This window comes from Streptomyces sp. NPDC050147 (genome assembly GCF_040660195.1).
Taxonomy (GTDB): domain Bacteria; phylum Actinomycetota; class Actinomycetes; order Streptomycetales; family Streptomycetaceae; genus Streptomyces.
In genome coordinates this window covers 259756-285034 of the sequence record NZ_JBFALJ010000005.1, presented here as the reverse complement: position 1 = coordinate 285034, position 25279 = coordinate 259756, and the positions used below count along the sequence as shown (strand labels likewise).

The following is a 25279-nucleotide window of genomic DNA, read 5'->3' as shown; positions in this document are numbered from 1 at the left end:
TGCCCGGAGCCGGACTTGAACCGGCACGCCCGCTAGGGGCAGCGAGGTTTAAGCTCGCCGTGTCTGCATTCCACCATCCGGGCAGGCCGTGGGCTCCGCATCAAGTGATTCGACCCTATCGGGAGGCGTCCCTCGAACAGCGGAACAACAGCCCGATGTTGTCTTATTTTATTGACGTCTGAGGGTGCATCAGCCGCCGGTACAGCCCATAGGTACATGCCGCAGGCCCTTTCACCGTTGTGCGGCCTCCGGTACGGAATGACGGAATTTAGCCGCCTGCGCGGCGCACGAGGGTCCCTGGCGAGTGCTACCCGCGTCAGGGGCCGGGGTCATCCCCAGGTATGACACGGGCGCCCGGAGTCCGACCGCAGAGGGCCCCCGGAACCAGAACAACGGCTGACTACACGGCCCTGTTCCGCAAGGACGATGGAGTACGTCCCCACTCGTCGTCCCGACAGGAGCACCACCCCGTGACCACCACCCCCTTCGCCGCCCGCACCACCGCGGTGGCCGCACGCGCCACGGACCTCTCCAAGGTGTACGGACAGGGCGAGACCCAGGTGGTCGCCCTGGACCATGTCTCCGTCGACTTCCGGCAGGGCGAGTTCACCGCGATCATGGGCCCGTCGGGCTCCGGCAAGTCGACCCTGATGCACTGTGTCGCGGGGCTCGACAGCTTCAGCGGCGGCTCCGTCCGGATCGGCGAGACCGAGCTGTCCACCCTCAAGGACAAGCAGCTCACCAAGCTCCGCCGGGACAAGATCGGCTTCATCTTCCAGGCCTTCAACCTCCTGCCGACCCTGACGGCCCTGGAGAACATCACGCTGCCGATGGACATCGCGGGCCGCAAGCCGGACAAGCAGTGGCTCGAGCAGGTCATCTCCATGGTCGGCCTGTCCGGGCGGCTCAGCCACCGGCCCACCGAGCTCTCCGGCGGCCAGCAGCAGCGCGTCGCCGTGGCCCGCGCGCTGGCCTCGCAGCCCGACATCATCTTCGGTGACGAGCCCACCGGAAACCTCGACTCACGCTCGGGTGCGGAGGTCCTCGGCTTCCTGCGCAACTCCGTACGGGAGCTGGGGCAGACGGTCGTCATGGTCACGCATGACCCCGTGGCCGCGGCGTACGCGGATCGCGTGATCTTCCTGGCCGACGGGCGGATCGTCGACGAGATGCTCTCGCCGACCGCCGACGGCGTGCTTGACCGGATGAAGGACTTCGACGCGAAGGGCCGTACGAGCTAGCGCTCCGCAGGAAGCGTGTCAGCTGCGGGCACGCCGTGGCTTGTCGCGCAGTTCCCCGCGCCCCTTCGGGGGCGCCCCCTTCGGGGCCCACCCTCTCTCCACCAGGACTCACCACCATGTTCCGTACCGCCCTGCGCAACGTGCTCGCGCACAAGGCCAGGCTGTTGATGACCGTGCTCGCCGTCATGCTCGGCGTCGCCTTCGTCTCCGGCACCCTGGTCTTCACCGACACCTTCGGCAACGCCTACAAGAACAAGTCGGCGAAGAGCTTCGACCACGTCTCGGTCGCCGTCCAGCCGTTCGGCGGCTCCGACGACGAGACCAAGCAGAAGCCCCGCCTGACCGACTCCCTGCTGAAGGAGGCCCGGAGCCTGCCCGGCGCCGAGTCGGCGATAGGCACCTTCAACGGCTTCACCGCGCTCGCCGACAAGGACGGCAAGCTGGTCGGCGGCGAGTGGGGCACCACCGGCGCCAACTACTTCCCGGGCAAGGACGGCAAGGACCCCCGCTACGACTTCGCCGAGGGCGCCGCCCCGAAGTCCGCCGGTGACCTCGCGCTCGACTCCCGCACCGCCGAGCGCACCGGCTACAAGGTCGGCGACACCGTCCGCTACTCCACCGACGGGCCGGTGAAGAAGGCAAAGGTCAGCGGCGTCTTCGACACCGAGGACGGCAGTGTCCTCGCGGGCGGCAGCCTGGTGGTGTTCGACAACGACACCGCGCGCACGGTCCTCGGCAAGACCGAGTACGACGAGATCGACGTGAAGGCGGCCGCCGGTACGTCCGACACGGCCCTGAAGAGCTCCGTCGAGAAGATCCTGCCGAAGGACACGGACGCCGTCACCGGCGCCCAGCTCTCCGACGACCAGGAGAGGATGATCGAGCAGGACACCAAGTCGATGAGCCAGGTCCTGCTGATCTTCGCGGGCATCGCGCTCTTCGTCGGCATCTTCATCATCGCCAACACCTTCACCATGCTGGTCGCCCAGCGCACCAAGGAGCTCGCGCTCATGCGCGCCATCGGCGCCTCGCGCCGTCAGGTGACGCGCTCGGTGCTCATCGAGGCGTTCATCGTCGGTCTGGTCGCCGCCGTCACCGGCTTCGCGCTCGGCATCGGCGTGGCCATGGGCCTGGAGTCCCTGATGAACTCCGCGGGCGCGTCGCTGCCCGACGGGCCGATCATCATCGCCCCGACCACGATCGTCGTCGCCCTGGTCATCGGCGTGGTCGTGACCATGCTGGCCGCCTGGCTGCCGGGCCGCCGCGCCGCGAAGATCCCGCCCGTCGCCGCGATGAACAGCGTCCACGCGACGCCCACCACGCGCGGTCTCGTCGTCCGCAACACCATCGGCTCGATCATCGTCGCCCTCGGCGCAGTCATGCTCTTCATGGACGACAACTACGTGATGGCCGGCGGCGCTGCCGTGATCATGGTCGGCGTCATCGTCCTCACGCCGCTCCTGTCGCGCCCGTTCATCGCGGGGTCGGCCCCGCTCCTGAAGCCGTTCGGCGTCACGGGCAAGCTGTCCCGGCTCAACGCGGTGCGCAACCCGCGCCGCACGGCCTCCACCGCCGCCGCCCTGATGATCGGCCTGACCCTCATCACGGCGATGACGGTGGTGGCGACCTCCATGAGCAGCGCCATCAACAAGATGGCCGCGGGCTCCCTGAAGGCCGACTACACCGTCTCCATGGCGAACTACCAGCCGCTGACCCCCGAGGTCCGCGAGAAGCTGGACAAGCTCCCCGAGGTCGAGGCGAGCAGTCCGCTGCGTACGGCCTACGGCGAGGTGGACGGCTCGTACTCCCAGGTCTCCGGCGTCGACGAGAAGGCCTTCGGCAAGCTGGTGAGCCTCGACTTCACCAGTGGTTCGCTCGCGGGCCTGAAGGGCGACTCCACGCTGATCGACAAGAAGACCGCGGACGAGCAGGGCCTGAAGACGGGCGACACCATCCCGGTGAAGTTCGACGACGACAAGACGGTCAAGCTCGAGATCGCCGGGGTCTACCAGCAGAACGAGATGATCGACGGGCTGTTCACGCCGCTCTCCGTGGTCGACCCGCACCTGTCGAAGATCACCGACCAGCAGGTCCTGGTGAAGATGGAGGGCGGCACCTCCGACAAGGCCGAGGACGCGATCGTCAAGGCCCTCGGCGACAACCCCGCCATCAAGATCCAGGACAAGGACGCGATCAGCAACGAGATCGCCGGCGCGATCAACCTGATGCTGAACATGCTCTACGGCCTGCTCGCGATGGCCATCCTGATCGCGGTGCTCGGTGTCATCAACACCCTGGCCATGTCGGTCTTCGAGCGGAAGCACGAGATCGGCATGATGCGGGCCATCGGCCTGGACCGCGCGAAGGTCAAGCAGATGGTGCGCCTGGAGGCGGTCATCATCTCCCTGTTCGGCGCGGTGCTCGGCATCGGTCTCGGCCTCTTCATGGGCTGGGCCGCGGGCGGCAGCATCAGCGAGACCGTGCAGACGTACTCGATGGAGATCCCGGTCGGCCGGATTCTGGTCTTCCTCGCGATCGCGGCCCTGGTCGGTGTCCTCGCGGCGATGTGGCCGGCCCGCAGCGCGGCCAAGCTGAACCCGCTCATGGCGATCAAGAGCGAGTAGCACTTGGCGCCAGGTAGGCAGGAGCGGGGCCCCGGACGTACTCCGTCCGGGGCCCCGCTCACGTACGGTCCTACCGCCAATCGCGGGCCCGCAGCGGCATCCCGGAGGTGCCGATCTCCGGGGTCTTCACCGCGAGGACCTGGTTGACGCCGATGCGGTTGCGCTCGAAGGAGAGCGCGGACGCCGCCATGTAGAGGCGCCAGATGCGGGCGCGGCCGGGCGAGGTGAGCCGCTGGCCCTCCTGCCAGTGGGCCTCCAGGTTGGCGACCCAGCGGCGCAGGGTGAGGGCGTAGTGCTCGCGGATCGCCTCCACGTCGCGCACCTCGAATCCGGCGCGCTCCAGGATGGAGACGGTGGACCCCACGGGAGCCAGCTCGCCGCCGGGGAAGACGTAGGCGTCGATGAAGGCGTCGACCTCGTACGACGACTCGTCGGCCTGCGGGCGGCGCGCGATCTGGTGGTTGAGGAGCCGGCCGCCGGGCTTGAGGAGGGCGTGCAGGTCGTGTGCGTACTCCAAGTACCGTTCGGCGCCGACGTGTTCGGCCATGCCGATGGAGGAGATGGCGTCGTACGGCCCGTCACGCACGTCGCGGTAGTCCTGGACGCGGATCTCGACTTTGTCGGTCATGCCCTCTTCCGCGATGCGCTTCCTGGCGTACGCGGCCTGCTCCTGGGAGAGCGTGACGCCGACGACGGTCACGCCGTGCTCGCGCGCCGCGTGGATCGCCATGGAGCCCCAGCCGCAGCCGACGTCGAGGAGTCGCATGCCGGGCTTCAGGGCGAGCTTGCGGGAGATCAGTTCGAGCTTGTCGCGCTGGGCGTCCTCAAGGGTGGACGCTGCCTCTTCATCGGCCCCCCAGTATGCGCACGAGTAGACCATCGAGGGGCCGAGCACCAGCTCGTAGAAGTCGTTGCCCACGTCGTAGTGGTGGCTGATGGCCTGTCGGTCGCTGCCCTTGGTGTGCAGGTGGAGGCGGCCACGCCCGCGCATCTCCTCCGGCGGCGGCGCCGGCGGCAGGAACGGCGCGGCGAGGCCGACAAGATCGCGGGCCGCGGCGCGGAACCGCGGGTCGCGCAGGGACTCCCTGAGGCTCTTGGCGTCCTCGTCGCGCTCCCAGATGAACCCGGCGAGCCGGTCGAGCGCGGCGTACAGATCGCCCTCGACGTCCAGGTCCCCGGCCACCCAGGCACGGGCCAGGCCCAGCTCGCCCGGCTTCCACATCAGGCGGCGCAGGGCGCGACGGCTGCGTACGACGAGGACAGGGGCGCCCGGCGGGCCTGCTTCCGAACCGTCCCAGGCACGAATCCGCACGGGGAGCGGGGCTCCCAGCAGTTGTTCGGCAAGGCTCTCTAGCCGCAGTGCGGCGTGTGGCATGGTGCCCACCTCCGTGATGGCGATCCCGGGACAGCTCAACACCACGTAAACACCAACAGAGCGCTTGCGCAGTCCCGTTGCCGCGTCACGGATCGGCAAAATACATGTAGGCAACATGCAATTTACCGGGAAAAACCCGAAGGGGCCGCCCGCACCACGGATGGCGGACGGCCCCTTCGGGGTGGATCAGTGACCGGAGGTCAGGAGGCCTTGGCCTTCGCTCCATCCTTGGCGGACTCGGCGGACTTGGCGTCCTGAGGCTCCGCCTTGGCCGCGGCGGGCTTCGGCGCGGGCTTGGCGGCCTCGTAGAACTCCTCGCGCGGCGTCTCCATGGCACCCAGCGAGACGACCTCACGCTTGAGGAAGACCGCGAGGGTCCAGTCCGCGAAGACGCGGATCTTGCGGTTGAACGTCGGCATCGCCATGCCGTGGTACGCGCGGTGCATGTACCAGGCGAGACGGCCCTTGAGCTTGATCTTCACCTTGCCCATGACGATCATCGCGACGCCCTTGTGCAGGCCGAGACCGGCGACCGCACCCTTGTTGGCGTGGCTGTACTCCTTCTGCGGGAAGCCCCGCATGCCGGAGATCACGTTGTCGCCGAGAACCTTGGCCTGGCGCAGCGCGTGCTGGGCGTTCGGCGGGCACCAGGCGTTCTCGTTGCCGGCCTTGCGGCCGACCAGGTCCGGCACCTGGGCGTTGTCGCCCGCGGCCCAGATGTAGTCGGTGCCCTGGACCTGGAGGGTCGTCCGGGTGTCGACGTGGCCACGGGGGCCGAGCGGCAGACCGAAGCGGGCGAGCGCCGGGTTCGGCTTGACGCCGGCGGTCCACACGATGGTGCTGGAGTCGACCTCGAGGCCGTTGTTCAGCACCACGTGGCCGTCCACGCAGGAGTCCATGCCGGTCTTGAGGTAGACCTCGACACCGCGGCCCTCGAGGTGCTCCTTGCCGTACTGGCCGAGCTTCGGGCCGACCTCGGGGAGGATCTTGTCCGCGACGTCGACGAGCACGAAGCGCATGTCCTCGCGCTTCACGTTGTTGTAGTACTTGGCCGCGTCGCGGGCCATGTCCTCGACCTCACCGATGGTCTCCGCGCCCGCGAAGCCACCGCCGACGAAGACGAAGGTCAGCGCCTTGCGGCGGACGTCCTCGTCCGTCGTGGAGTCAGCCTTGTCCAGCTGCTCGAGGACGTGGTTGCGCAGGCCGATGGCCTCCTCGATGCCCTTCATTCCGATGCCCTGCTCGGCGAGGCCGGGGATCGGGAAGGTGCGGGAGACCGCGCCCATCGCGATGACCAGGTAGTCGAAAGGCAGCTCGTACGCCTCGCCCACGAGGGGGGCGATCGTCGCGACCTTGCGGTCCTGATCGATGGTGGTGACCCGGCCGGTCAGAACTTCCGCCTTGGGCAGCACGCGTCGCAGCGGGACGACGACGTGCCGAGGCGAAATGCTGCCGGCGGCTGCTTCGGGGAGGAAGGGCTGGTAGGTCATGTACGACCGGGGGTCGACGACCGTGACGGTCGCCTCTCCGTAGCGCATCTTCTTGAGGATGCGCCGAGCTGCGTACAGGCCTACGTACCCACCGCCTACTACGAGGATCCTGGGACGCTCCGTGGTGCTCATGCCATCGAGTATCCACCCGCCCGGCGGGGGTCGCTCGTGCGCCCCTTCACAAGCATGAGTGGTCCCTCTGCTATAGTTCGCCGCCCGCGTGACGCAGGCCATAGAGCCCCAGGGGAACCACGGGATGACCCGAGACGTTGTGCACCCCCTGTGAGCTGCCGCTCTGGCCCTCCCACGCAGTGGACCACTCCGCCGACGCCCGCTCCGCACCCACTCCCGAACCTTCACTGTCGGGGGTCGCGGGGGCCTCTGGGATCACTTTCAGGGGTCCAGAACCCCTGAACATCGTCCAACCGAGCCGATTTCCTTGTGAAGAACTTCACGAAGTTTTCCCGACGGGATGTCGCCGACGGGCCTTCCGAGCCCCTCACCAGCCGCTCAGACGCTACAGGACACGCTCAGGCGATCGACCCAGCCGGTGCCGGCCCCCACTGCCTGTGTACAGGCTTGCGCGTACATTCTGCTCATGGACGAGAGCGCTGTGGCGCGAGGCCGAAGCGGTCCTGGCCGAAGGCGGCCCGACCGTGACCATGGCCGAGCTGCTGGCCGACCTCTTCAGCGAGCGGGGCGAAGGCTCGGCGTGAAGTACGCGTTCCGGTTCACCACGGCAGCGACGACCCGTACCGCCAGGACGCCGACATCAAGAAGCTGACCGGGCCGTCCGGTCTCTACCGCCTCAGGGTCGGCAGCTACCGGATCGCCTACCAGGTCCTGGATGGCGATCTCGTCATCCTCGCCGTCAAAGTCGGCGACCGTCGCGACGTCTACCGCACCATCTGAGCGCCTGGACCGACCCGCGCTGACGTCCTACCGCAGCTCCTCCGCCGCGTGCCATGCGATGCCGTCCAGGATGTCGTGCTCACTCACGACGACCTCCCTGGCCCCGGTCCGGACCATGATTCCCAGCAGCACGAGCGCGCCCGACACGATGACGTCCACGCGCCCCGGATGCATCACCGGGATCGCGGCCCGCTCGTCGTGCGTGGCCCCGGCCAGACGGCCGACGATCTCGCTCACCTGCTCGTAGGAGACCCGGGAGTGGTGGATCGCCGCGGAGTCGTACGCGTCGAGGCCGAGCGCGATGGCGGCCACCGTGGTCACCGAGCCCGCTAGGCCGACCAGGGTACGGGCCTCGCGGATCGGCACCGTCTGCTCGGCGAGGTCAAGCGCGGCCCCGATGTCGGCGCGGACGGCGTCGAGTTCGGCGGGCGCGGGCGGGTCGGTACGGATGTGCCGCTCCGTCAGGCGCACGCAGCCGACGTCCACGGAGCGGGCGGCGCGGACGTGGTCCTCGCCGACGACGAACTCCGTGGAACCGCCGCCGATGTCGACGACGAGGTAGGGCTTGTCGAGGTGGTCACTGCCCGCCAGCTCCTTCGTCGCTCCCGTGAACGAGAACTCGGCCTCCTGGTCACCGCTGATGACCTCCGGCTCGACACCGAGGATGTCCAGGACGCCGCGTACGAAGTCGTCGCGGTTCTCGGCGTCGCGGGAGGCTGAGGTCGCCACGAAGCGGAGGCGTTCGGCGCCGTGACGCTTGATCACTTCCGCGTACTCGCGGCAGGCGGCGAAGGTCCGCTCCAGGGCCTCGGGAGCCAGGCGGCCCGTCTTGTCCACACCCTGGCCGAGGCGGACGATGGTCATCCGCCGGTCCAGGTCGACCAGTTCGCCGGTCTGCGGGTCCGCGTCCGCCACGAGCAGGCGGATCGAGTTCGTGCCGCAGTCGATGGCGGCTACGCGGGTCACTTCGCGGGCTCCTGCTCGGCAGTGGCATCGGCGCCAGCACCAGCGTCGGAACACGGCGTGACGCACGGCCCCTTGGCCCACCACTCAGGCAGCATCGCGATCGCCTCGTCACCCAGGGGGTTCACGCCGGGGCCCGCTGCCAGGGAGTGGCCCACCAGGACGTGCAGGCACTTCACGCGGTCCGGCATGCCGCCCGCGCTCGGGAAACCCTCAAGGACCTCGATGGCGTCGCGGCGCGCGATGTAGTCCTCGTGCGCCGCGCGGTAGGCGGCGGCCAGCTCGGGGTCCGTCTTCAGCCGCTCCGACATCTCCTTCATGACGCCGTTGGCCTCGAGCGTGCCGATCGCGGAAGCGGCCCGCGGGCACGTCAGGTAGTACGTCGTCGGGAACGGCGTCCCGTCCGGCAGGCGCGGCGCCGTCTCGACGACATCCGGCTGCCCGCACGGGCAGCGGTGGGCGATGGCCCGCAGGCCGCGCGGCGGGCGGCCGAGCTGCTGCTTGAAGGCCTCGACGTCGGCGTCGGTGGGGTCGGTGCGCGGGGTGGTCGGCGGGGGCGTTTCCATGCCTGTCTTTCGATCGGTTCCGTAGAAGTTCTGCTGAATTCAGTCGTCGTCCGCCGGGCGGTCCGCCTTGTCGACGCCCTCCCAGACGTTCGAGTACCAGGGCCTGGCGGCGGCCCCCTGGTCGGTGCGCTGCTGCTTGGCCGCCTCGGGGTCGATCACCGTGTAGCCGGTCTCGCCCGGCATCACATAGTGCAGCCGGTCCCGGATGCGCTGCTCCGCGTACGCGTCGTCCCGCCAACGGGCCTTCTCGTCCTTCAGCCTCTCGACGTTCTCGCGGCGCTCGGCCTGCTCCGTGCGCTGGTCGGCGATCTCCGCGCGCTGGGAGACGTACTGCCTTATCGGGTAGGCGAGCGCGACGACCAGCGAACAGAGCACGAGCGCGAGGAGCGCGGCGCGTCCCGTGAGCCGGGAGCGGCGCGCCTGGCGCTTGGTCTGGGAGCGGTAGACACGCTCCGCGGTCTGCTCGCCGAGCAGCCGCAGTCTGGTCGCGGTGGAGAACCGGTCGCGGTCCTTCACGGCCATGTGTGCCGCCTCCCCGATACGTACGTACGTCCCCGCACACGGTACGGGACCGAGTACGGGGACGTAGGTAACTGCTCAGCGGAGCCGGGGACCGGCGACGATCAGCCCTTGAAGCGGGGGAACGCCGAACGGCCCGCGTAGACCGCGGCGTCGTCGAGGATCTCCTCGATGCGGAGCAGCTGGTTGTACTTGGCGACGCGCTCGGAGCGGGCCGGGGCGCCGGTCTTGATCTGGCCGCAGTTGGTGGCGACGGCGAGGTCGGCGATGGTGACGTCCTCGGTCTCGCCGGAGCGGTGGGACATCATGCACTTGAAGCCGCTGCGCTGGGCCATCTCGACGGCGTCGAGCGTCTCGGTCAGCGAACCGATCTGGTTGACCTTCACCAGAAGGGCGTTGGCCGACTTCTCCTCGATGCCGCGGGCCAGGCGCTCCGGGTTGGTGACGAACAGGTCGTCGCCCACGAGCTGGACCTTCCCGCCGAGCTTCTCGGTGATGGCGTTCCAGCCGGCCCAGTCGTCCTCGAACAGCGGGTCCTCGATGGAGACGAGGGGGTACGAGGCGACGAGCTCCTCGTAGTACTCGGTCATCTCGGCGGCCGAGCGGGACTTGCCCTCGAACTCGTAGCTGCCGTCCTTGTAGAACTCGGACGCGGCGACATCGAGCGCGAGCGCGATCTGCTCGCCGGGGACGTAACCGGCCTTCTTGATGGCCTCGAGGATGAGGTCGAGCGCGGCGCGGTTCGAGTCCAGGTTCGGGGCGAAGCCGCCCTCGTCGCCCAGGCCGGTGGAGAGGCCCTTGTCCTTCAGGACCTTCTTCAGCGTGTGGTAGACCTCGGTGCCCCAGCGCAGGGCCTCGGAGAACGACTCGGCGCCGATCGGCGCGATCATGAACTCCTGGATGTCGACGTTCGAGTCGGCGTGCGACCCGCCGTTCAGGATGTTCATCATCGGAACGGGCAGCAGGTGCGCGTTCGGGCCGCCGAGGTAGCGGAAGAGCGGGAGGTCGGAGGCCTCCGACGCGGCGTGTGCGACGGCGAGCGAGACGCCGAGGATGGCGTTGGCGCCGAGCGAGCCCTTGTTGTCGGTGGCGTCGAGGTCGAACATCGCCTGGTCGATCAGGCGCTGCTCGGTCGCGTCGTACCCGACGAGCTCCGGGCCGATCTGCTCGATGACGGCGAGGACGGCCTTCTCCACGCCCTTGCCCATGTAACGGTTGGGGTCACCGTCACGGAGTTCGATGGCCTCGAAAGCACCGGTGGACGCACCGGACGGAACGGCGGCACGACCCGTGCTGCCGTCGTCGAGGCCGACCTCGACCTCGACCGTGGGGTTGCCTCGGGAGTCCAGGATTTCCCGGGCTACGACGACGTCGATGGACGGCACGAGCATCTCCTTCTGGGATGTGACGCGGGTACGCGAAACGTTGGCCTCGCGGACACGAGCCTAACCGGCTCCCGGACAAGAGCCAGCCGAGCGACCGCCCCGTGGACAAACCGAGAGCAAAATGTTTCCGAACGGAACAAAGAGTGGAAGGTCCGGGGCGAGGACCGAATGAACCCCGCCCCGGTGCGTACGGGGGATACGCGCACCGGGGCGGGGAGGGGGAGCACCCCGCCAGGACTAGCTCAGGTGGAGCTGCTGGCCCGGGTAGATCATGTCGGCGTTGTCGATGATGTCGCCGTTGAGCTTGTAGACCTTGTGCCAGCCGCCCTTGACGTCCTTGGCCTCGGCGATCTTGGAGAGGGTGTCACCCTTCTTGACCTTGTACTCGCCGTCGCCCTTCTTGACCGTCTTGCCGGTCGGCGTCTCGACGGTCTTCTTGGACTCGGCCTGCGGTGCGGCCTCGACCTTCGGGGCCGCCTTGGGGGCGGCCTGCTGCGGCTGCTCGGTCTGTGCGCTGGGCTTGCTCTGCGGCTGCTCCTGGGTCTGCTGCGGGGCGCTCTGCTGCGCACCGCCACCCTGGTTGGAAGCGCCCGAGAGGCCGACGCCGCAGCTCGGCCAGGCACCCTTGCCCTGACCCGCGAGGACCTTCTCGCCGATCTCGATCTGCTGGGCCTTGGAGGCCTTGTCGGCGGTGGGCGCGTACTTCGTGCCGCCGTACGCCGCCCAGGTGGACGACGAGAACTGCAGGCCGCCCGTGTAGCCGTTGCCGGTGTTGATGGACCAGTTGCCGCCCGACTCGCACTGGGCGACGGCGTCCCACTCGGAGTTCGTCGCGGCGGAGGCCGAACCGGCCGCCATCAGCGGAGCGGCGACAGCGACACCGGTGACACCGGCGAGCGTGACGACACGAGTGGCCTTGGACGGGCGGCGGTGCTTGCCCTTGCTGGAAAACAGCATGAGTGATCCCCTCACCGACGCCTGCGAGGTGAGCTGTCGGGTTCGGGCCAGTGAAGTTGCCCGGCCGCGCTTCTTGAGCGCGACTTAACCCCTAGCCGTTCCTGTCCGTCCGCCTCGCTCGCTCTCGCGATGCTCGGCTTTCAACGGACCGGCCCGGCGCAAACCTTGGGTCCCCCGCTCCTGCCTACGGCGCTTACGCGACGACTGTTCCCGAACGGCCGTTGGCAGGACTCGGCGTACCGACCGGCGGGGCCCGCTGTGGCGAGCGGTCACGACGTTAGGCATGCGATCCGCCTAATTTCAAAGACGATCAGGGCTTCTGAGACCCATCTCTCACTTGCGCCAATTGGGACATCGAGCGCAAAGCGACTCGCCAACTACCCTTACTTTTCGCCCAAATCGAGGCTCTGACCGGGAAGGATGAGGTCGGGGTCGGAGCCGACGGACTTCTCGTTCTCGGCGTACAGCTCGGTCCACCCGCCCTTCACATCCAGGTCGTCGGCGATGAGCGAGAGGTTGTCGCCGGAGCGGACCGTGTACGTCCCCTCGGAGACGTCATGCTCGCGCTCGTCGCCACGGGAGGCGTGTCGGCCCGAACCCTCGCGGGCGGAGCCTTCGGACGCCTCGTCGCCCGCGCCGCCGCCACGGTGGCGGCCTTCGCTCTCACCGGTGGAGGGCGAAGGGGTGGTCGAAGTGGCGTCCTCCGAGCGAGACTTGTCCGGGTCGTCCGACTTGGCCGAGTCACCGGACTCACCCGGGTCGCCCGACTTGCCCGGCTCGTCGTGATTCTTGTCTCGTGACTCGCCGTCGGCGTCCGGCTTTTCGGACGGCTTGGCGCTGTCCGAGGAGTCGGCCGTCTCGCCCGGCTCTGACGACTCGCTCGGCTCGCTCGGTTCGGACGACTCAGGCGACTCCGACGGCTCGTCAGAAGGAATCGTCGTGATCGGGGCACCCGGGTCGACGTCGGCGGCGGCGCCGTCCTGGGAGAGGCCGGCGGTCGGCGCGCAGCTCGGCCAGGCCTTGGGCCCCTGGTCGTCGAGGACCTTCTCGGCGACGGAGATCTGCTGGGAACGGCTCGCCTGGTCGGCGCTCGGCGCGAAGTCGAGGCCGCCGTACTCCTCCCAGGTCTGCTGCGAGAGCTGGAGACCGCCGTAGTAGCCGTTGCCGGCGTCCGCGCTCCAGGAACCACCGCTCTCGCACTCCGCGAGCTTGTCCCACGTGGCGGTGGACGCCGCGCTCGCGCTGGTGGCGCCGAGCAGCGGGATGGCGATGGCCGATCCCGCGACTCCTGCCGCGACGATCAGGGCCGGGGCCTGGCGGGGGCGTCGGTGACGACCATTGCCGGAGAGCATGCGGTTGCCTTTCGCGTGACTGGAGCGACGACTGCGGCACGGGATGCCGAGTCGTCGGTGAACGTAGCGGCAGTCGAACGCTTGTCACAAGTCGATGCAGCGGAGATCACGTGAAAGTCACAGTCTTGACGGCGCGTCAGCTGGACGTCGGTTCAGGCGGCTGATATTTGCTCCGCTGTGCGGGCGCGAACTCCACGGGGAGTGTACGGAGCCCCCGCATGATGAGCCCGCCGCGCCACCTCAAATCACCAGGTTCCGCCGCGAGTCGCAGGTCAGGGAGGCGCCGCAGAAGCGTCGCGAGGGCGGCCTGACCTTCGAGCCGGGCCAGCGGTGCGCCGAGACAGTAATGAATGCCATGGCCGTAGCCGAGGTGTTGGTTGTCGCGGCGGGAGAGGTCGAGCGTGTCCGGCCGGTCGAAGCGTTCGGGGTCGCGATCGGCGGCGGCGAGGACGACGAGGACGGGGTCACCGGCGGCGACGTCCTCCCCTCCGATGGTCAGCGGCTCGGTGGCGTACCGCCACGTGGCCAGCTCGACGGGCCCGTCGAAGCGGAGGAGTTCCTCGATCCCGGTCTCCAGGAGACCGGTGTCGCCTTCCCGCAAAGATTCCTGGAGCCGCTCACGCTGCTCGGGGTGGGTGAGGAGGGCGTAGGTGCCATTGCCGATGAGGTTGACGGTCGTCTCAAAACCGGCAAACAGGAGGATGAAGGCCATCGCGGCGGCCTCGTTCTCACTGAGGTGCTCGCCGTGGTCGGAGGCACGGATGAGCCCGGAGATGAGGTCGTCGCCGGGTTCGAGGCGCTTGCGGTGGATCAGCTCGGCGAGGTAGCCGCGCATCTTCTTCACGGACCGGGCGACCCCGCCCCTGGGGCCTCCCCCATGCCGGATCATCATTCCCGCCCAGTCGCGGAAGTCGTCCTGGTCCTCGCGTGGCACGCCGAGCAGGTCGCAGATCGCGTAGATGGGGAGCGGGAAGGCGAAGTCGTGAATGAGGTCGGCCTCCCCCTTCTCCGCGAACTGGTCGATGAGCTGGTCGGTCAGCTCCTGCACGCGGGGCGCGAACTCGGCGACGCGGCGGGGCGTGAAGGCCTTGGAGACGAGGCGGCGCAGGCGGGTGTGGTCCGGCGGGTCGATGTTGAGCAGATGCGTCATGAGGTTGGCGCTGCGCTCACCCGGGATGCCGGTCTTGCTCTTCGCGTGCGCGGGCTCACCATGATGGGCCGGGTTCTTGCTGAGCCGCTGGTCGGCGAGCGCCTGCTTGGCATCGGCGTACCGGGTGACCAGCCAGGCCTCCACGCCACTGGGCAGCCGCGTCTTGTGCACGGGTGCGTACTCGCGGAGCCAGGCGTAGGCGGGGTAGGGGTCGGTGGCGAACTCCCACGTGAAGAGCTCTGGCCCCTGGGCCTCGGGCGTGGGGACGGTGGCCCCTGCGGGGCAGGCTGCGTGGGTGTCCCCTGCGGGGGCGGGCGGCTGGTCTTGCATGGTCCTGACCGTATCCGGCCGCCCGCACCCGCGTACCGTTGGTCCGTTACGCCGGAGCGCTCACCGGAAAGCCGAGCTCGTCGGCCGCGCGAGCCAGCTCCTGGTCATAGGTGACGAACTCCGTGATGTCCTGCCGGAAGGGGTCGGCGCTCGCGAGATGGATCGCGTCGAGCGTCCCGAGCCGCTGAATACGGTAGGCCGCGGCCCGCGCCATGACCGTGGTCGTGACGTCGGCAAGATAGACGCCTCGTACGGCCTGCCCCACGAAGAAGGGCACCCTCTGGTGGTCGACCCCGGTCCGGTACAGAGCCCGGGTGATCTCGAGCCGGGCGAGGTCACTGCCGAGGAGCTCCGTCCCGTCCGGCAGCCCGGCCCGCCAGGCACGCAGCGCCTCGGTCTCCTTCTCCGGCTTGATGAACTTCAGCAGCGCACAGCTGTCGAGGTAGATCACCGCCGCCGCTCCCTGTCGCGCTCTTCGAGCAGTACGTCGGAGAGGCTGCCGAGTTCGGGCGCGAGGTCGGTGAAGACCTCGGGCATGCCCTCCTCTGCGGGCGCGGCGACGTCGCCCGATGCGAGCAGGCGCTGCAAGGTGCCGGGGGCTTCGGACTCCGGGACCATGCGCAGGACCGGCTTGCCCCGGTCGGTGACGAGTATCGAGGCACCGGCACGGACCCGGGCCACTGCCTTGGAGGGGTTCTGGTTCAGCTCGCGGAGGCCGATGGTTTCCATGGCCTCAATGTACCTATGTTGTGTAGGTACATCAATCGCAAGCGGTCCTACCCCTCCCTGCCTCCGCAGCCCGCACCGCGTCCCGATAAGCCCGCGCCGCCCCCCGCAGCGCCGCCTCCGGGTCCACGCCCTGCGCCTCTGCGCGCACGGCGAGCGCGAGGAGTTCGTAGCCGACGCCCTCTCCCGAGGGGGTCGTCACCTCAAGGCCCGCCGTCCGCACCCGTGACGCCAGCTTCGCCGCCAGGGCCAGGCCCGGCTGGCCCAGGGGGATTCCCTCCGTCACCGACGAACGCTGCTTCTCCTGTGCCTTCGTGCGGAGCCAGTGCGCCTTCACGTCCTCGGGAGTGTCCGCCGAGTCGTCGCCGAAGACGTGCGGGTGGCGGTGGATCAGTTTGTCGACGATGCCGCCCGCGACGTCGTCCACGGAGAAGGGGGACTCCTCGTCCTCCTCCGCGATGCGGGCGTGGAAGACCACCTGGAGCAGGACGTCGCCCAGCTCCTCCCGCAGCTCGTCCCTGTCGCCCTCCTCGATCGCCTCGACCAGTTCGTACGCCTCCTCGATCGCGTACTTCGCCAGGCCCTTGTGGGTCTGCTGGGACGACCAGGGGCACTCGTCCCGGATCTGGTCCATGACCTGTACGAGGTCCAGGAGCCGCGCGCCCGGCAGGTCGTACGACGCCGGGAGGAGCTCCAGGTCGGGCATGGAGACGCGGCCCGAGCCCGCGAGCCTCGCCAGGCCGTCCGTCAGGGCCTGGTCGCCCTCGGCCGTCGCGACGACGAGGACCGTGCGGCCGCCGGCGCAGGCGTCCACCAGCTCCTGGGCCGTGGGCGACGTCTGCTCCACGCGCACGCCCGCCTCGCGCAGATACGGCAGTTGGGGGTGCGTGGCGTCGGCGCACAGGACCGCGTCGGCCCCGTGCAGGGCCTGCCACGCGGGCCAGGACAACAGGCCGGGGGCCACGCGGTGGCTGGTGGTGAGGAGGATGACGCGGCCGGGGGCGTCGGCCGGGGGCGTGGTTGCGTTCACCCGTCGAACGTAACCCACGCCGCCGACAGCGCCGACCGGCGTCCTTATGCCTGCTGCTTGGGGGCGGCGGCGCCGTCGCCGGACACCTCGCGCACCCACGGCGTCTTGCTGTCCGCGCGCTTGCTCTTCTCCACGTCCCACGTGCCGTACCGCGGGTTCAGGTCCACGTCGAGCTTCTTGGAGGCCTTGGAGAGCTCCTTCCAGAAGATCGCCTGGCCCTCCGGGGCGTTCATGTCCGCGCCCAGTTTCTTCGCCAGCTTCTGGGCCTCGATCTCCGTACGGAGGCTGTCCTCCAGGTGGGAGGGGGCGACGCTGTACTGCTGGAGCCAGCCCTGTTCGAGCTGCTTCTTGCCGCCCGCCTGCTGTTCGAGGCCCGCTCTCATCGTCTGGATGTCACGGCGGGACACGTCCACCCCGGCATCGACGGCCGCGCGGTGCAGCACCTTGTCCAGGACCATCGTGTGCAGCGTTGCGCGGGTGAGGCCGCCGGACTTGGCGATGGCCTGCTCGTACTGCTGCTCGTCCGGGATGGCGGCGCGCTGCGCGTCGCGGACCTCGTTCACCCGGCCCTCCAGCTGCGAGACCGTGATCCGGTCGTTGCCCACGACGGCCGCGGCGCCCGGATGGGCCTCGCTGCCGCAGGCGGTCAGGAGGGGGGCCGCGGCGATGGCGGCGGTGGAGAGGGCGAGCGCGGTGCGACGGCGACGACGGCGGTGCAAGTGAGCCTCCCGAGGAGATTGTGCGGCGGTGCACAAAGTCTTGCGGTGATCGATGTTAGGGAGTGGCCGGTCTCTCGGCCACCCATTCGACCAACGATTCGGGTGAAGTTGAGGCACCCCCGGCCCCACTAACCGCGCACTTGTCCTAGCCACTGCAACGTACGCCGGATCTCCGCCGGGAACGGATGACCGACGCCGTGCATCCGCTCGGCGTCCATGAGCAGCCGGGCCAGCGCGTCGTGGGCCGCCGCGCGGTCGCCGAGGGCCAGCAGCAGGTGGCCGATGCGGCGGCGGATCTCCAGGGGGCGTTCGCGGTCGTCGGAGGCGTAGCGGTTCTCGTAATAGGGGAGGAGCGCGCGGTACTCCGCGAGGGCCGCCGCGGGTTCGCCCAGTTGCTCCAGGCACTGCGCGGCCTCGTAGCGGAACTGGAGTGAGTGCGGGTCGGCCTGGCCGGACTCGGCGGCGCGCTCGTCGGCGAGGCGGCGCAGCTCGGGCAGGGCGCGGCGGTACTGGCCGTCGTCCATGAGCGTCGCCGCGTACTGCTTGCGCAGGGAGCGGACCACCGGGGAGTGCTCGCCGTGCTTGGCGGCGGCCGCGGGCAGGATCGAGCCGAGGATGTCCACGGCCTGTGTGATGCGGCCCTCGCCGAGGAGCCGCTTGACCTCGTCGACGGCGTGCACCACGTCGGTGTGGCTGCCGGGGCCCTGGCGCTGGTCGGGCCGGTCCGGCTGGATGGCGGGGGCGGCGGCCGGCGTCGTCGCGCGGTCCGGCCACGGCGCGTGCGGGCGCAGGAAGGGGCGGGTGGGGTCGAGCGGGCCGCCGGTGGGGATACCGCGCGCGGGGAGCATCGGGGCGAGGTCCTCGTAGACGTCCTGGGCGCTGGCGTACCGGTGCTGGGGGTCCTTGGCGAGGAGGCGAAGGACCACGGCCTCCAAGGGTTCGGGGACCTCGGCGCGCAGGCGGCGGACCGGGAGCGGTGGTTCGTAGAGGTGGCGGTGGAGGACGCCGAGCGCGGTGGAGCCGGAGAACGGCACGTCACCGCTGAGGAGTTCGTGCAGCAGGACACCGAGGGCGTACAGGTCGGTGTACGGGCCGACCGCGCCGCCCATCGCCTGTTCGGGGGCCATGTACGCGGGGCTGCCGATGGGCGAGCCGGTGTGCGTGAGGCGGGTGGTGTCGGTGTCCATGACCGAGGCGATGCCCAGGTCGAGGATGCTGATCGTGCCGTCCTGCTTGACCATCACGTTCCGCGGCTTGAGGTCGCGGTGCACGATCGGCACGGCGTGCACGGCGGAGAGCACGGCGCACAGCTGTGCGGCGATCGCGACGGCCCACTGCCACGGGTAGGGGTCGTGCTCGGCGAGGTGGTCGCCGAGGTCCGCCCCGTCGACGTACTGCATGACGAGGTAGAGGTCCTCGCCCTCCGTACCGGCGTCGTGGACGGTGACGAGGCCCGGGTGGTCGACCTGGGCGGTGACGCGGCACTCGCGCACGAAGCGGCGGCGCAGCTCGTCGGCCTCGGCGCCCGCGACGCGGTCGGGGCGCAGGAGCTTGACCGCGACGCGGCGGTCGAGGCGTTGGTCGTACGCCGTCCAGACCTGGCCCATGCCGCCCTGGCCGATGAGGGTGGAGAGTTCGTAGCGCGCTGCGATGACACGGCCGCCGCCGCCCGTCCCCGATGACACGGTCAGTTGCCGCCTTCTTGCTTGCGCAGGTAGTCACTGAGCTCGTCGAGCTCGGCCTGTACTTGGTGGATGCGGGCCGGTGCGGGGCGCGCGGGCGGGGGCGGCGTCTGCTGGACCGGCGGCTGGTGCGGTTGCGTGGGCTGGAGGTGGACGGGGGCGGATCCCTGCTGTCGCGGGTAGCCGTACGCGGGCTGCGGTCCCGCGTAGCCCGCGTAGCTCTGCCGGTGGCGGCTGAAGTGGCGGATCTCCGCGAACAGGTAGTAGGCGATCGCGGCCACGAGGGTGCTCAGGAGGATCACCATGCCCGCGCTGCCGGGCTGTTGGAACTCCTCTTCGCCCGGGTCGACGCCGATGAGCACGAGAGCCGTCACGTCGAGCGCGGTCACGAGCCCGAAGAACCCCCAGTCGTACGACTTGCGCGTCACGATCGCGAGCCGCAGCATCGGCGCCCAGGCGAGCAGTCCGCACGTCATGACCGCGATGGCCACGAACAGCACGCGCAGCGTCACGTGGGTGCCGCCGGAGGCCGGCGGCGGTTGCTGCGGCGCGTAACCGTGGCCGTGCATGGACGCTCCTGTTGCCTGATGCGGCCGCCCGTTTCCTGGAGGAGAACGCAAGGCCGAAAGTCGAAATACGAACTGATGCTGTTTCGAGCGTATAGGCCGACACGTGGAAGCGGTCCCGGGTTGTACCGAACCGTTGCCGTACTGGTCACGTCCCGATCGCGGCCCGATCACGGGCCCGGCCGGAACCCGGTCGCCTCATTCCGGCGGAAGGGTGCCGTCCGTCAGTCCGTCGTGCAGACCCCTCACCAACTGCTCGCCCAGCCTGCCCGCGAGACGCAGGGCGTCCTCGAATGCGGCGAGTGCGCGGAACCGTTCGCCGTAGCCGTGCTGTCCCTCCGGCGGCAGGCGCGGCAGCCGCAGCCTTCGGACGTCGAGCCGGGCCGCGGTGGACGCGTAGCTGCTCGCCTGGCGGTTGTTGGCGGTGCCGCGCAGGAACCCGGCGAGGAACCACGAGTCCAGGGCGGCCGGATCGGGGCGCAGCAGGGTGAGTCCCCGGCCGAGCGCGGCGCCCGCGGTGGTCTCGTCGATGACGCGGGCCGCGGTGCCGCCGCCGGTGGCGGGGATGACGACGTCGCCGGGCCGGGTCACCACGGCGTCGGCCGTTTCGTCGACGGCGCTTTCCCGTAGCGGGTAGGACGACGGTTCGACGGTGCCGGAGGGTGCCGTTCCGGCCAGTACGTCATGCTCGGTCAGGACACGTGTGACGCCGGGCGCGACCGCCCCTGACCCCGTGCCCGTACACAGCGACAGGGCGCCCGCGCGGGCCAGTTCCCCCACGGTGGTCACCGGCCAGCGGGCCGCTTCGCCCTCCTCGGCGAGCGGCGGCATGAGGTCGCTCGTGCGCCGCACGGCGTCCCCGAGCCGTTCACGGACGGCCGTCAGTTCGTCGGCCCCGCCGCCCGCGGCCGGCAGCCTGCGGGCCGGGGCCAGATCGACCTCGTCGTCGAGGAGTTCGAGCACCGGCACGCAGCGGGCGAGCCCCGGCCGTTCACCGACCGTGCCGTGCCGCTCGAAGGTCCGCCAGACGTCCACCACGGCGTCCTGCACCGGCCGCCACGCCTGCCGGTCCCTGCCGTCGGCGGCGGAGAGCCCCGCCGTCTCGACGAGGAGCAGCTCGGGCGGGGTCTTCGCGCCGGGCGTGGGCCTCTTCAGGACCCAGACGTGCAGCGGGATGTTGTAGGGGGGCGCGGCGCCCGCGGGCAGCGCGATCACGGCACGCAGGGCGCCGCGGCGCAGAAGGTCGGCGCGCACCCGGCGCCCGGAGCGGCGGGCCGCGGCGGCGGGCGGCATCAGCAGGACGGCGGTGCCGCCGTCCCGGAGCCGGGCCAACGCGTGCTGGACCCAGGCGAGTTCGGATTCCGTACGGGCCGGGAAGCCGTACTCCCAGCGGGGGTCGTAGGCGAGTTCGTCATGCCCCCAGTTGCGCTCGTTGAAGGGCGGGTGGCAGAGGACGGCGTCAGCCCGCGCCTCGGCGAAGGCGTCCGCGCGCAGGGTGTCGGCGGCTGCGGCACGGACGGTGGCATCGGAGTGCAGGGCGAGGCGCAGTGCGGTGAGGGCGGCGAGTTCGGGGGCGCTGTCCTGGCCGTAGAGGCGCTGGTCGGGCCGCGAGGCGACGGCTCGCAGCAGGGCGCCGGTGCCGCAGGCGGGGTCGAGCACGGTCGGCGCGGGCCCGGCGAGGGCGGCCATCAGGTCGGCGGGGCCGGCCGGAGTGAGCGTGTACTGCCGGGGGTTGGCGTCGATGTGCCGCCCGATCAGGAACTCGTACGTCTGCCGGGCCCCCAGCTCGGAGGCGAGCTCGGCCACGCCGCGCAGCAACGGGACGGAGGGCAGGAGCTGGGCGGCGTCGGGGACGCGCAGGGTCTGTCGGGGGCTGCCTCCGGTGGTGACCGCGGGCGCGCCGAACCGGGGGGTGACGACTTCCGCGAGGGCTTTCGGGAGCAGCTGCGCCATCCGCTCGTCCGACACCGCGCTCACCTTGAGCCAGTCGGGATGGCGGTCACGTACGAGGAGCAGGGCGCAGCCCGCGTGCAGGAGTGCGGTGACCGGGCCCGCGGGGTGGCCCGCGAGGTGCTGCCAGACGCGCTCCTTCAGCGGCACCTCACCCAGCTTGCCCTGGGTGCGCAGCCACTGCTCCACCTCCGCCAGGGCGAAGGAAGGGCTGGTCTCGGTGCCTCCGACGGGCTTGGGGAAGTCGGGGTGGCGTCGGCGCCAATTGCTGACGGCCGCCCGGCCGACACCGGCGAGCCGGGCGATCCCGGCGGCGGTCACCTCTGTCGCGTTGTCATGCACCGACTGGCTCCCCTCGGTCCCGCTGCCCCGCCGCTGACGGGCCCCGCCGCGGCGCTGTGGCGCCGAGCATACCCACCGCTCGGCGAACGCCTCCCTTCACGCGTGTTAACCGACCGTCCACTCAATCTCGTGTTGACTCGGTTCACAGCCTCTGCTGAGATGTCGGCAGCACTTAAAGCTTCAAGCTCTGAGCTCCCGTGGGGGGATCTTCATGCGACGTACGCGACGTACCACTCTTGCCGCTGTATGCCTGGCCGCCGCCGCGACCACCGGCCTGGCGGCCTGCGGCACCGAGACCGGCGGCTCCCAGAAGAAGGAGCAGGGGAAGGTGAAGGAGGCCGAGAAGGAGGCGGGGCCCTTCCCCGGCCTGTCCGGGCCCGACATCGTCGACAAGGCCGTGAAGGCGACGACCGGCGCCTCGTCCCTCACCGTGAAGGGCAGCGTCCCCGACGAGGCCGGCGACATCGAGCTGGACATGGCCTTCGACACCAAGGGGCAGTGCGCGGGCACGATGGGCATGGGCGGGGAAGGCTCGCTCGACCTGATCACGACCGCGCGCACGGTCTACATGAAGTACGACGAGAAGTTCCTGCGCGCCCAGGGCAAGGGCGAGCCCGCGGCCGACACCCAGGCCGCCGTGGACACGCTCGCGGACCGGTGGGTGAAGACCTCCGCGACCGATGCCGACGCGAAGGACATCGCCTCGTTCTGCGACCTGGACGTCCTGCTCGCCCCGTTCAAGGACGTCAACTCCGCCGCCCGCAGGGGCAAGACGACCACGCTCGACGGCACCCCGGCCCTCACGCTCACCGAGAGCGACGGCAAGGACCGGTACACCCTCTACGTCGCGACGGAGGGCGAGCCGTATCTGCTGAAGGTCGTGAACGAGACCGCCAAGACGCCGGACAGCCTGGCGTTCGGCGACTTCGACAAGCCGGTCGACGCGAAGCCGCCCGCCGGTGACGTCGTGGACATCGACAAGCTCGCGGGCTGACCCTCGCGACCGACGTGGACCGCGGTGCGGCCTGGGCTTACGGCATAGGCCAAGGCCCGGGCTGACTGTCCGGGCCCGAGGCGCGGGCTCATGACGCGCGCTCAGAGCACGTGCCGCACCCACACGTTCGGCTCCACGTACACCGCGTACCCGCGCTCCGGCTCGCAGAGCACCGGCACCAGCGCGCCCGGGACCTCCACGGGACCGGCGGTGTCGAACGGCAACCCGGTCCACGCCCGCCACTGCGCGAGCGAACCGGAGACCGTCATCGACGCGTGCGCCACCTTCTCGATGGTGCCGCCCGCCCGCACGTGCACCCGCAGCCACGGGTCGGTGGGCAGCCCGTCGTCCCGCTCGCGCCGCGCGTACGCGTCGATCAGCGCGGCGGGTTCGAGGTGCTTGGCGTTCGGGCGGACCGGGGCCACGACTTCCGCGAAGCCACGCGCGCGTGCGTTCTCGCGCATCGCGGCGAGCATGCGTCCGGAGAGCCCCTGCCCGAGGAATTCCTTCGCCACGGTGATCTCGATCGCGCTCACCGTGTCGGGCTTCCTGCCGTGCCGCAGATCCGAGAACGCCCACAGCATGACCTGGTCCCAGCCGCCGTCCGGCAGCTCCCGGCGCCCGTCGGCGGCCAGCGCGAACGGCACGCTGAACGCCTTGGCCGCGACCGTGCCCCGCTCGTCCGTGGCGACCAGGACGTACTCGGGAAGCTCCTTCACGATCCGCCCGATCAGCGACCACGCGATGGGATCGTTCCCGATGAACTCGGGCCAGGTGTCCTCCATCGCCCAGAGCGGCCCGGCGAGTTCGGGCCGCTCGGCAAGTGTCGTGATCTTCAGGTCCATGGCCCGGACGGTAGCGGGCCCGGACCCGCCTGTTAAGTCATTTTTCTGTACGTACGAGTCCGTACGCCCGAGCAACGCATCAGCGGCCGAGCAACGTCTCAGCGTGCGTGAAACCGTCCCGGCGCCACTGTCGGACCGCCCCCGGCCGGCAGCTTCTCCCGCGGGCAGTCCGCCAGGACCCGCTTCATCGCGTCCCGTTCGGCGCCCGTCACCCACACCTCGTACTTCTTCTTCACCGCCACCTGTCGTGCCACATAGGCACACCGGTAACCCTTGTCCGGCGGCAGCCACGTGGCCGCGTCCCCGTCTCCCTTGCCGCGGTTGGGGCCCGCGTCGACCGCCAGGAGATTGAGCGGGTCGTTGGCGAAGGCGATGCGCTTGCTCGGCTCCCACTTGCCCGCGCCCTTCTGCCAGGCGTCCGAGAGGGCGACGAGATGGTCGATGTCGACCTGGCTGCGACCGCGCACAAACGTTACGTCCTTGCCGGTGTACGGGTCGGGCGAGAGCTCGCCCGATGACACCTCGCAGTCCCCGCCGTCGCGGTACTTCACGTCCGTGAGGTCGCGCTTGAGTATGTCGTCGCGCGTCCCGCAACGGTTGGAGTCCGTGTCGGCCCAGGGGCTGCCGAAGCGGTCGCGGTCGTACCCCGTCTTGGGGGCACGGCCCTTGACGGTGAGTGTGTCGACCGCGGCGAGTGCCGGGCCCGCCTCGGCGTCGGCTCCTGGTTGGCCGCCGGTCTCCTCCGGGGGCGAGCAGCCCGTGACGGTTCCGGTGACGGCGAGCGCGAGCAGCAGCGCGATCTGAACTCCCCTGCCACGGCGGCTCACTGGACGGTCACCTGCGCGCCGAGTGCGAGCGTGCCGGGCGTCACGACGTCGGCGTACACCCCGATGCTCATGCCGCGCGAGGCGGTGAGCGTCTTGAGGATGCGGTTGTCTGCCGGGAGGCCGCGCTGGGCCTGCGTGGTCATGACGCAGCGTTCGATGCGCTCGACGACGCGCAGGCTCAGGCCGCCGTCGAAGGTGATCTGCCGTCCGACCCAGTCCCCCTCGATCCACGGCTCGTCCGTCTCGACCACGACGTTCTTGCGCAGTCGGCGTACGTCGACGGGGTCGAAGTCGCCGAGCAGCTCGCCGAGCGCGCGCAGCGACGCGGTGCCGACGAGGGAGACGGCGCCCGCGTCCTGATGGCTCACCTCGTCCTCGCGCGCCAGCTCCACGCCCGCGCCGAAGAGTTCGGGGATACGGGGGTCACCCGGCCGCAGCGTCTCACCGTCCGGCGTGGTGATGACGGGGTCGTCGCCCTCGTACGCGGCGTCGTGCTCCAGCATCCCCGGTGTCCGCCGGAACCGGCGGCTGTTCTTGCCGCTCCCCAACTTCCCGTCCTCGTACCGCAGGGCCCACAGCCGGTCACCGGCCACGCCCCGCTCATCGAGGACGAGCCGCTCGCGCTCCTCCCCCAGCATCGACTTCACCGGAAAACAGACGAGTCCCACGACGGTCCCAAGCCCCACGGCACTTCCCCTCCCCATGTCCCACGTGCTTGCGTCTCTCACGGCCAC

At 70.1% G+C, this 25279-nt stretch carries 22 protein-coding genes, 1 tRNA gene, 2 pseudogenes and 1 riboswitch; of the genes and pseudogenes, 5 read left to right on the top strand and 20 right to left on the bottom strand.

Going from position 1 to position 25279, the window contains the following annotated elements; all coding sequences use genetic code 11:
• A tRNA-Leu gene (locus AB0I94_RS11500) sits at positions 1-83 on the bottom strand.
• Between the two features lie 387 nt (positions 84-470).
• Here AB0I94_RS11500 and AB0I94_RS11495 point away from each other — a divergent pair.
• Positions 471-1241 (top strand): ABC transporter ATP-binding protein, encoded by a 771-nt coding sequence (locus AB0I94_RS11495; RefSeq protein WP_363309271.1) that lies wholly within the window; start codon positions 471-473, stop codon positions 1239-1241.
• A gap of 116 nt (positions 1242-1357) precedes the next feature.
• Positions 1358-3865, top strand: coding sequence for an FtsX-like permease family protein (locus AB0I94_RS11490; protein ID WP_363309270.1), 2508 nt, complete (start codon positions 1358-1360; stop codon positions 3863-3865).
• Between the two features lie 70 nt (positions 3866-3935).
• On the opposite strand, the gene AB0I94_RS11485 is transcribed toward AB0I94_RS11490, so the two are convergent.
• Together AB0I94_RS11485 and AB0I94_RS11480 are read right to left on the bottom strand one after the other, a co-directional pair.
• Positions 3936-5240 (bottom strand): cyclopropane-fatty-acyl-phospholipid synthase family protein, encoded by a 1305-nt coding sequence (locus AB0I94_RS11485; RefSeq protein WP_363309269.1) that lies wholly within the window; start codon positions 5238-5240, stop codon positions 3936-3938.
• A 200-nt stretch (positions 5241-5440) separates the two neighbouring features.
• Positions 5441-6862, bottom strand: a complete 1422-nt coding sequence (locus AB0I94_RS11480; RefSeq protein WP_363309268.1) for an NAD(P)/FAD-dependent oxidoreductase — start codon at positions 6860-6862, stop codon at positions 5441-5443.
• Between the two features lie 479 nt (positions 6863-7341).
• On the opposite strand from AB0I94_RS11480, the pseudogene AB0I94_RS11475 reads away from it, so the two are divergent.
• Positions 7342-7446 (top strand): annotated as a pseudogene (locus tag AB0I94_RS11475) (prevent-host-death protein); the annotation flags it as partial.
• 28 nt (positions 7447-7474) lie between these two features.
• Positions 7475-7642, top strand: a pseudogene (locus AB0I94_RS11470) (type II toxin-antitoxin system RelE/ParE family toxin); the annotation flags it as partial.
• A 27-nt stretch (positions 7643-7669) separates the two neighbouring features.
• On the opposite strand, the gene AB0I94_RS11465 reads toward AB0I94_RS11470, so the two are convergent.
• The 14 genes from AB0I94_RS11465 to AB0I94_RS11400 form a co-directional block, all read right to left on the bottom strand.
• A complete protein-coding gene (locus AB0I94_RS11465; RefSeq protein WP_363309267.1) occupies positions 7670-8608 on the bottom strand; it encodes a Ppx/GppA phosphatase family protein in 939 nt (312 codons plus the stop codon).
• Positions 8605-9171 carry a DUF501 domain-containing protein gene (locus AB0I94_RS11460; protein ID WP_363309266.1) on the bottom strand — a complete coding sequence of 189 codons (567 nt, stop codon included), beginning with the start codon at positions 9169-9171 and terminating at the stop codon, positions 8605-8607. The genes AB0I94_RS11465 and AB0I94_RS11460 overlap by 4 nt, the downstream gene beginning before the upstream one ends.
• A gap of 39 nt (positions 9172-9210) precedes the next feature.
• Positions 9211-9693 (bottom strand): septum formation initiator family protein, encoded by a 483-nt coding sequence (locus AB0I94_RS11455; RefSeq protein WP_363309265.1) that lies wholly within the window; start codon positions 9691-9693, stop codon positions 9211-9213.
• 101 nt (positions 9694-9794) lie between these two features.
• Complete coding sequence (gene eno / locus AB0I94_RS11450; RefSeq protein WP_363309264.1) at positions 9795-11075, bottom strand: phosphopyruvate hydratase; 1281 nt, start codon at positions 11073-11075, stop codon at positions 9795-9797.
• A gap of 237 nt (positions 11076-11312) precedes the next feature.
• Entirely contained in the window at positions 11313-12032 is a 720-nt protein-coding gene (locus AB0I94_RS11445) for a transglycosylase family protein (RefSeq protein ID WP_363309263.1), read from the bottom strand.
• A 3-nt stretch (positions 12033-12035) separates the two neighbouring features.
• Positions 12036-12181, bottom strand: a riboswitch (cyclic di-AMP (ydaO/yuaA leader).
• A 234-nt stretch (positions 12182-12415) separates the two neighbouring features.
• Positions 12416-13384: a transglycosylase family protein gene (locus AB0I94_RS11440; RefSeq protein ID WP_363309262.1), complete on the bottom strand. Its 969-nt coding sequence runs from the start codon at positions 13382-13384 to the stop codon at positions 12416-12418.
• Between the two features lie 136 nt (positions 13385-13520).
• Positions 13521-14864 (bottom strand): cytochrome P450, encoded by a 1344-nt coding sequence (locus AB0I94_RS11435; RefSeq protein ID WP_363309261.1) that lies wholly within the window; start codon positions 14862-14864, stop codon positions 13521-13523.
• A gap of 46 nt (positions 14865-14910) precedes the next feature.
• Positions 14911-15315 (bottom strand): type II toxin-antitoxin system VapC family toxin, encoded by a 405-nt coding sequence (locus AB0I94_RS11430; RefSeq protein WP_363309260.1) that lies wholly within the window; start codon positions 15313-15315, stop codon positions 14911-14913.
• Positions 15312-15593: a type II toxin-antitoxin system prevent-host-death family antitoxin gene (locus AB0I94_RS11425; protein ID WP_363309259.1), complete on the bottom strand. Its 282-nt coding sequence runs from the start codon at positions 15591-15593 to the stop codon at positions 15312-15314. The genes AB0I94_RS11430 and AB0I94_RS11425 overlap by 4 nt, the downstream gene beginning before the upstream one ends.
• A gap of 31 nt (positions 15594-15624) precedes the next feature.
• Positions 15625-16620 carry a nucleoside triphosphate pyrophosphohydrolase gene (locus AB0I94_RS11420; RefSeq protein ID WP_363309258.1) on the bottom strand — a complete coding sequence of 332 codons (996 nt, stop codon included), beginning with the start codon at positions 16618-16620 and terminating at the stop codon, positions 15625-15627.
• 44 nt (positions 16621-16664) lie between these two features.
• Positions 16665-17339, bottom strand: coding sequence for a SurA N-terminal domain-containing protein (locus AB0I94_RS11415; protein ID WP_363309257.1), 675 nt, complete (start codon positions 17337-17339; stop codon positions 16665-16667).
• Between the two features lie 128 nt (positions 17340-17467).
• Positions 17468-19030 (bottom strand): serine/threonine-protein kinase, encoded by a 1563-nt coding sequence (locus AB0I94_RS11410; RefSeq protein WP_363309330.1) that lies wholly within the window; start codon positions 19028-19030, stop codon positions 17468-17470.
• Positions 19027-19590, bottom strand: coding sequence for a hypothetical protein (locus AB0I94_RS11405; RefSeq protein ID WP_363309256.1), 564 nt, complete (start codon positions 19588-19590; stop codon positions 19027-19029). Before AB0I94_RS11405 ends, AB0I94_RS11410 begins: the two co-directional genes overlap by 4 nt.
• A gap of 195 nt (positions 19591-19785) precedes the next feature.
• Positions 19786-21879, bottom strand: coding sequence for an N-6 DNA methylase (locus AB0I94_RS11400; protein WP_363309255.1), 2094 nt, complete (start codon positions 21877-21879; stop codon positions 19786-19788).
• A 211-nt stretch (positions 21880-22090) separates the two neighbouring features.
• On the opposite strand from AB0I94_RS11400, the gene AB0I94_RS11395 reads away from it, so the two are divergent.
• The gene (locus AB0I94_RS11395; protein WP_363309254.1) at positions 22091-22873 is read left to right on the top strand and encodes a hypothetical protein; all 783 of its coding nucleotides are present in this window, start codon (positions 22091-22093) and stop codon (positions 22871-22873) included.
• 101 nt (positions 22874-22974) lie between these two features.
• On the opposite strand, the gene AB0I94_RS11390 is transcribed toward AB0I94_RS11395, so the two are convergent.
• From AB0I94_RS11390 to AB0I94_RS11380, 3 genes are all read right to left on the bottom strand, one after another.
• Complete coding sequence (locus AB0I94_RS11390) at positions 22975-23718, bottom strand: N-acetyltransferase (protein WP_363309253.1); 744 nt, start codon at positions 23716-23718, stop codon at positions 22975-22977.
• Positions 23719-23816: 98 nt separating this feature from the next.
• Entirely contained in the window at positions 23817-24545 is a 729-nt protein-coding gene (locus tag AB0I94_RS11385) for an HNH endonuclease family protein (protein ID WP_363309252.1), read from the bottom strand.
• Positions 24542-25231 (bottom strand): MOSC N-terminal beta barrel domain-containing protein, encoded by a 690-nt coding sequence (locus tag AB0I94_RS11380; protein WP_363309251.1) that lies wholly within the window; start codon positions 25229-25231, stop codon positions 24542-24544. The genes AB0I94_RS11385 and AB0I94_RS11380 overlap by 4 nt, the downstream gene beginning before the upstream one ends.
• Positions 25232-25279 lie beyond the last annotated feature (48 nt).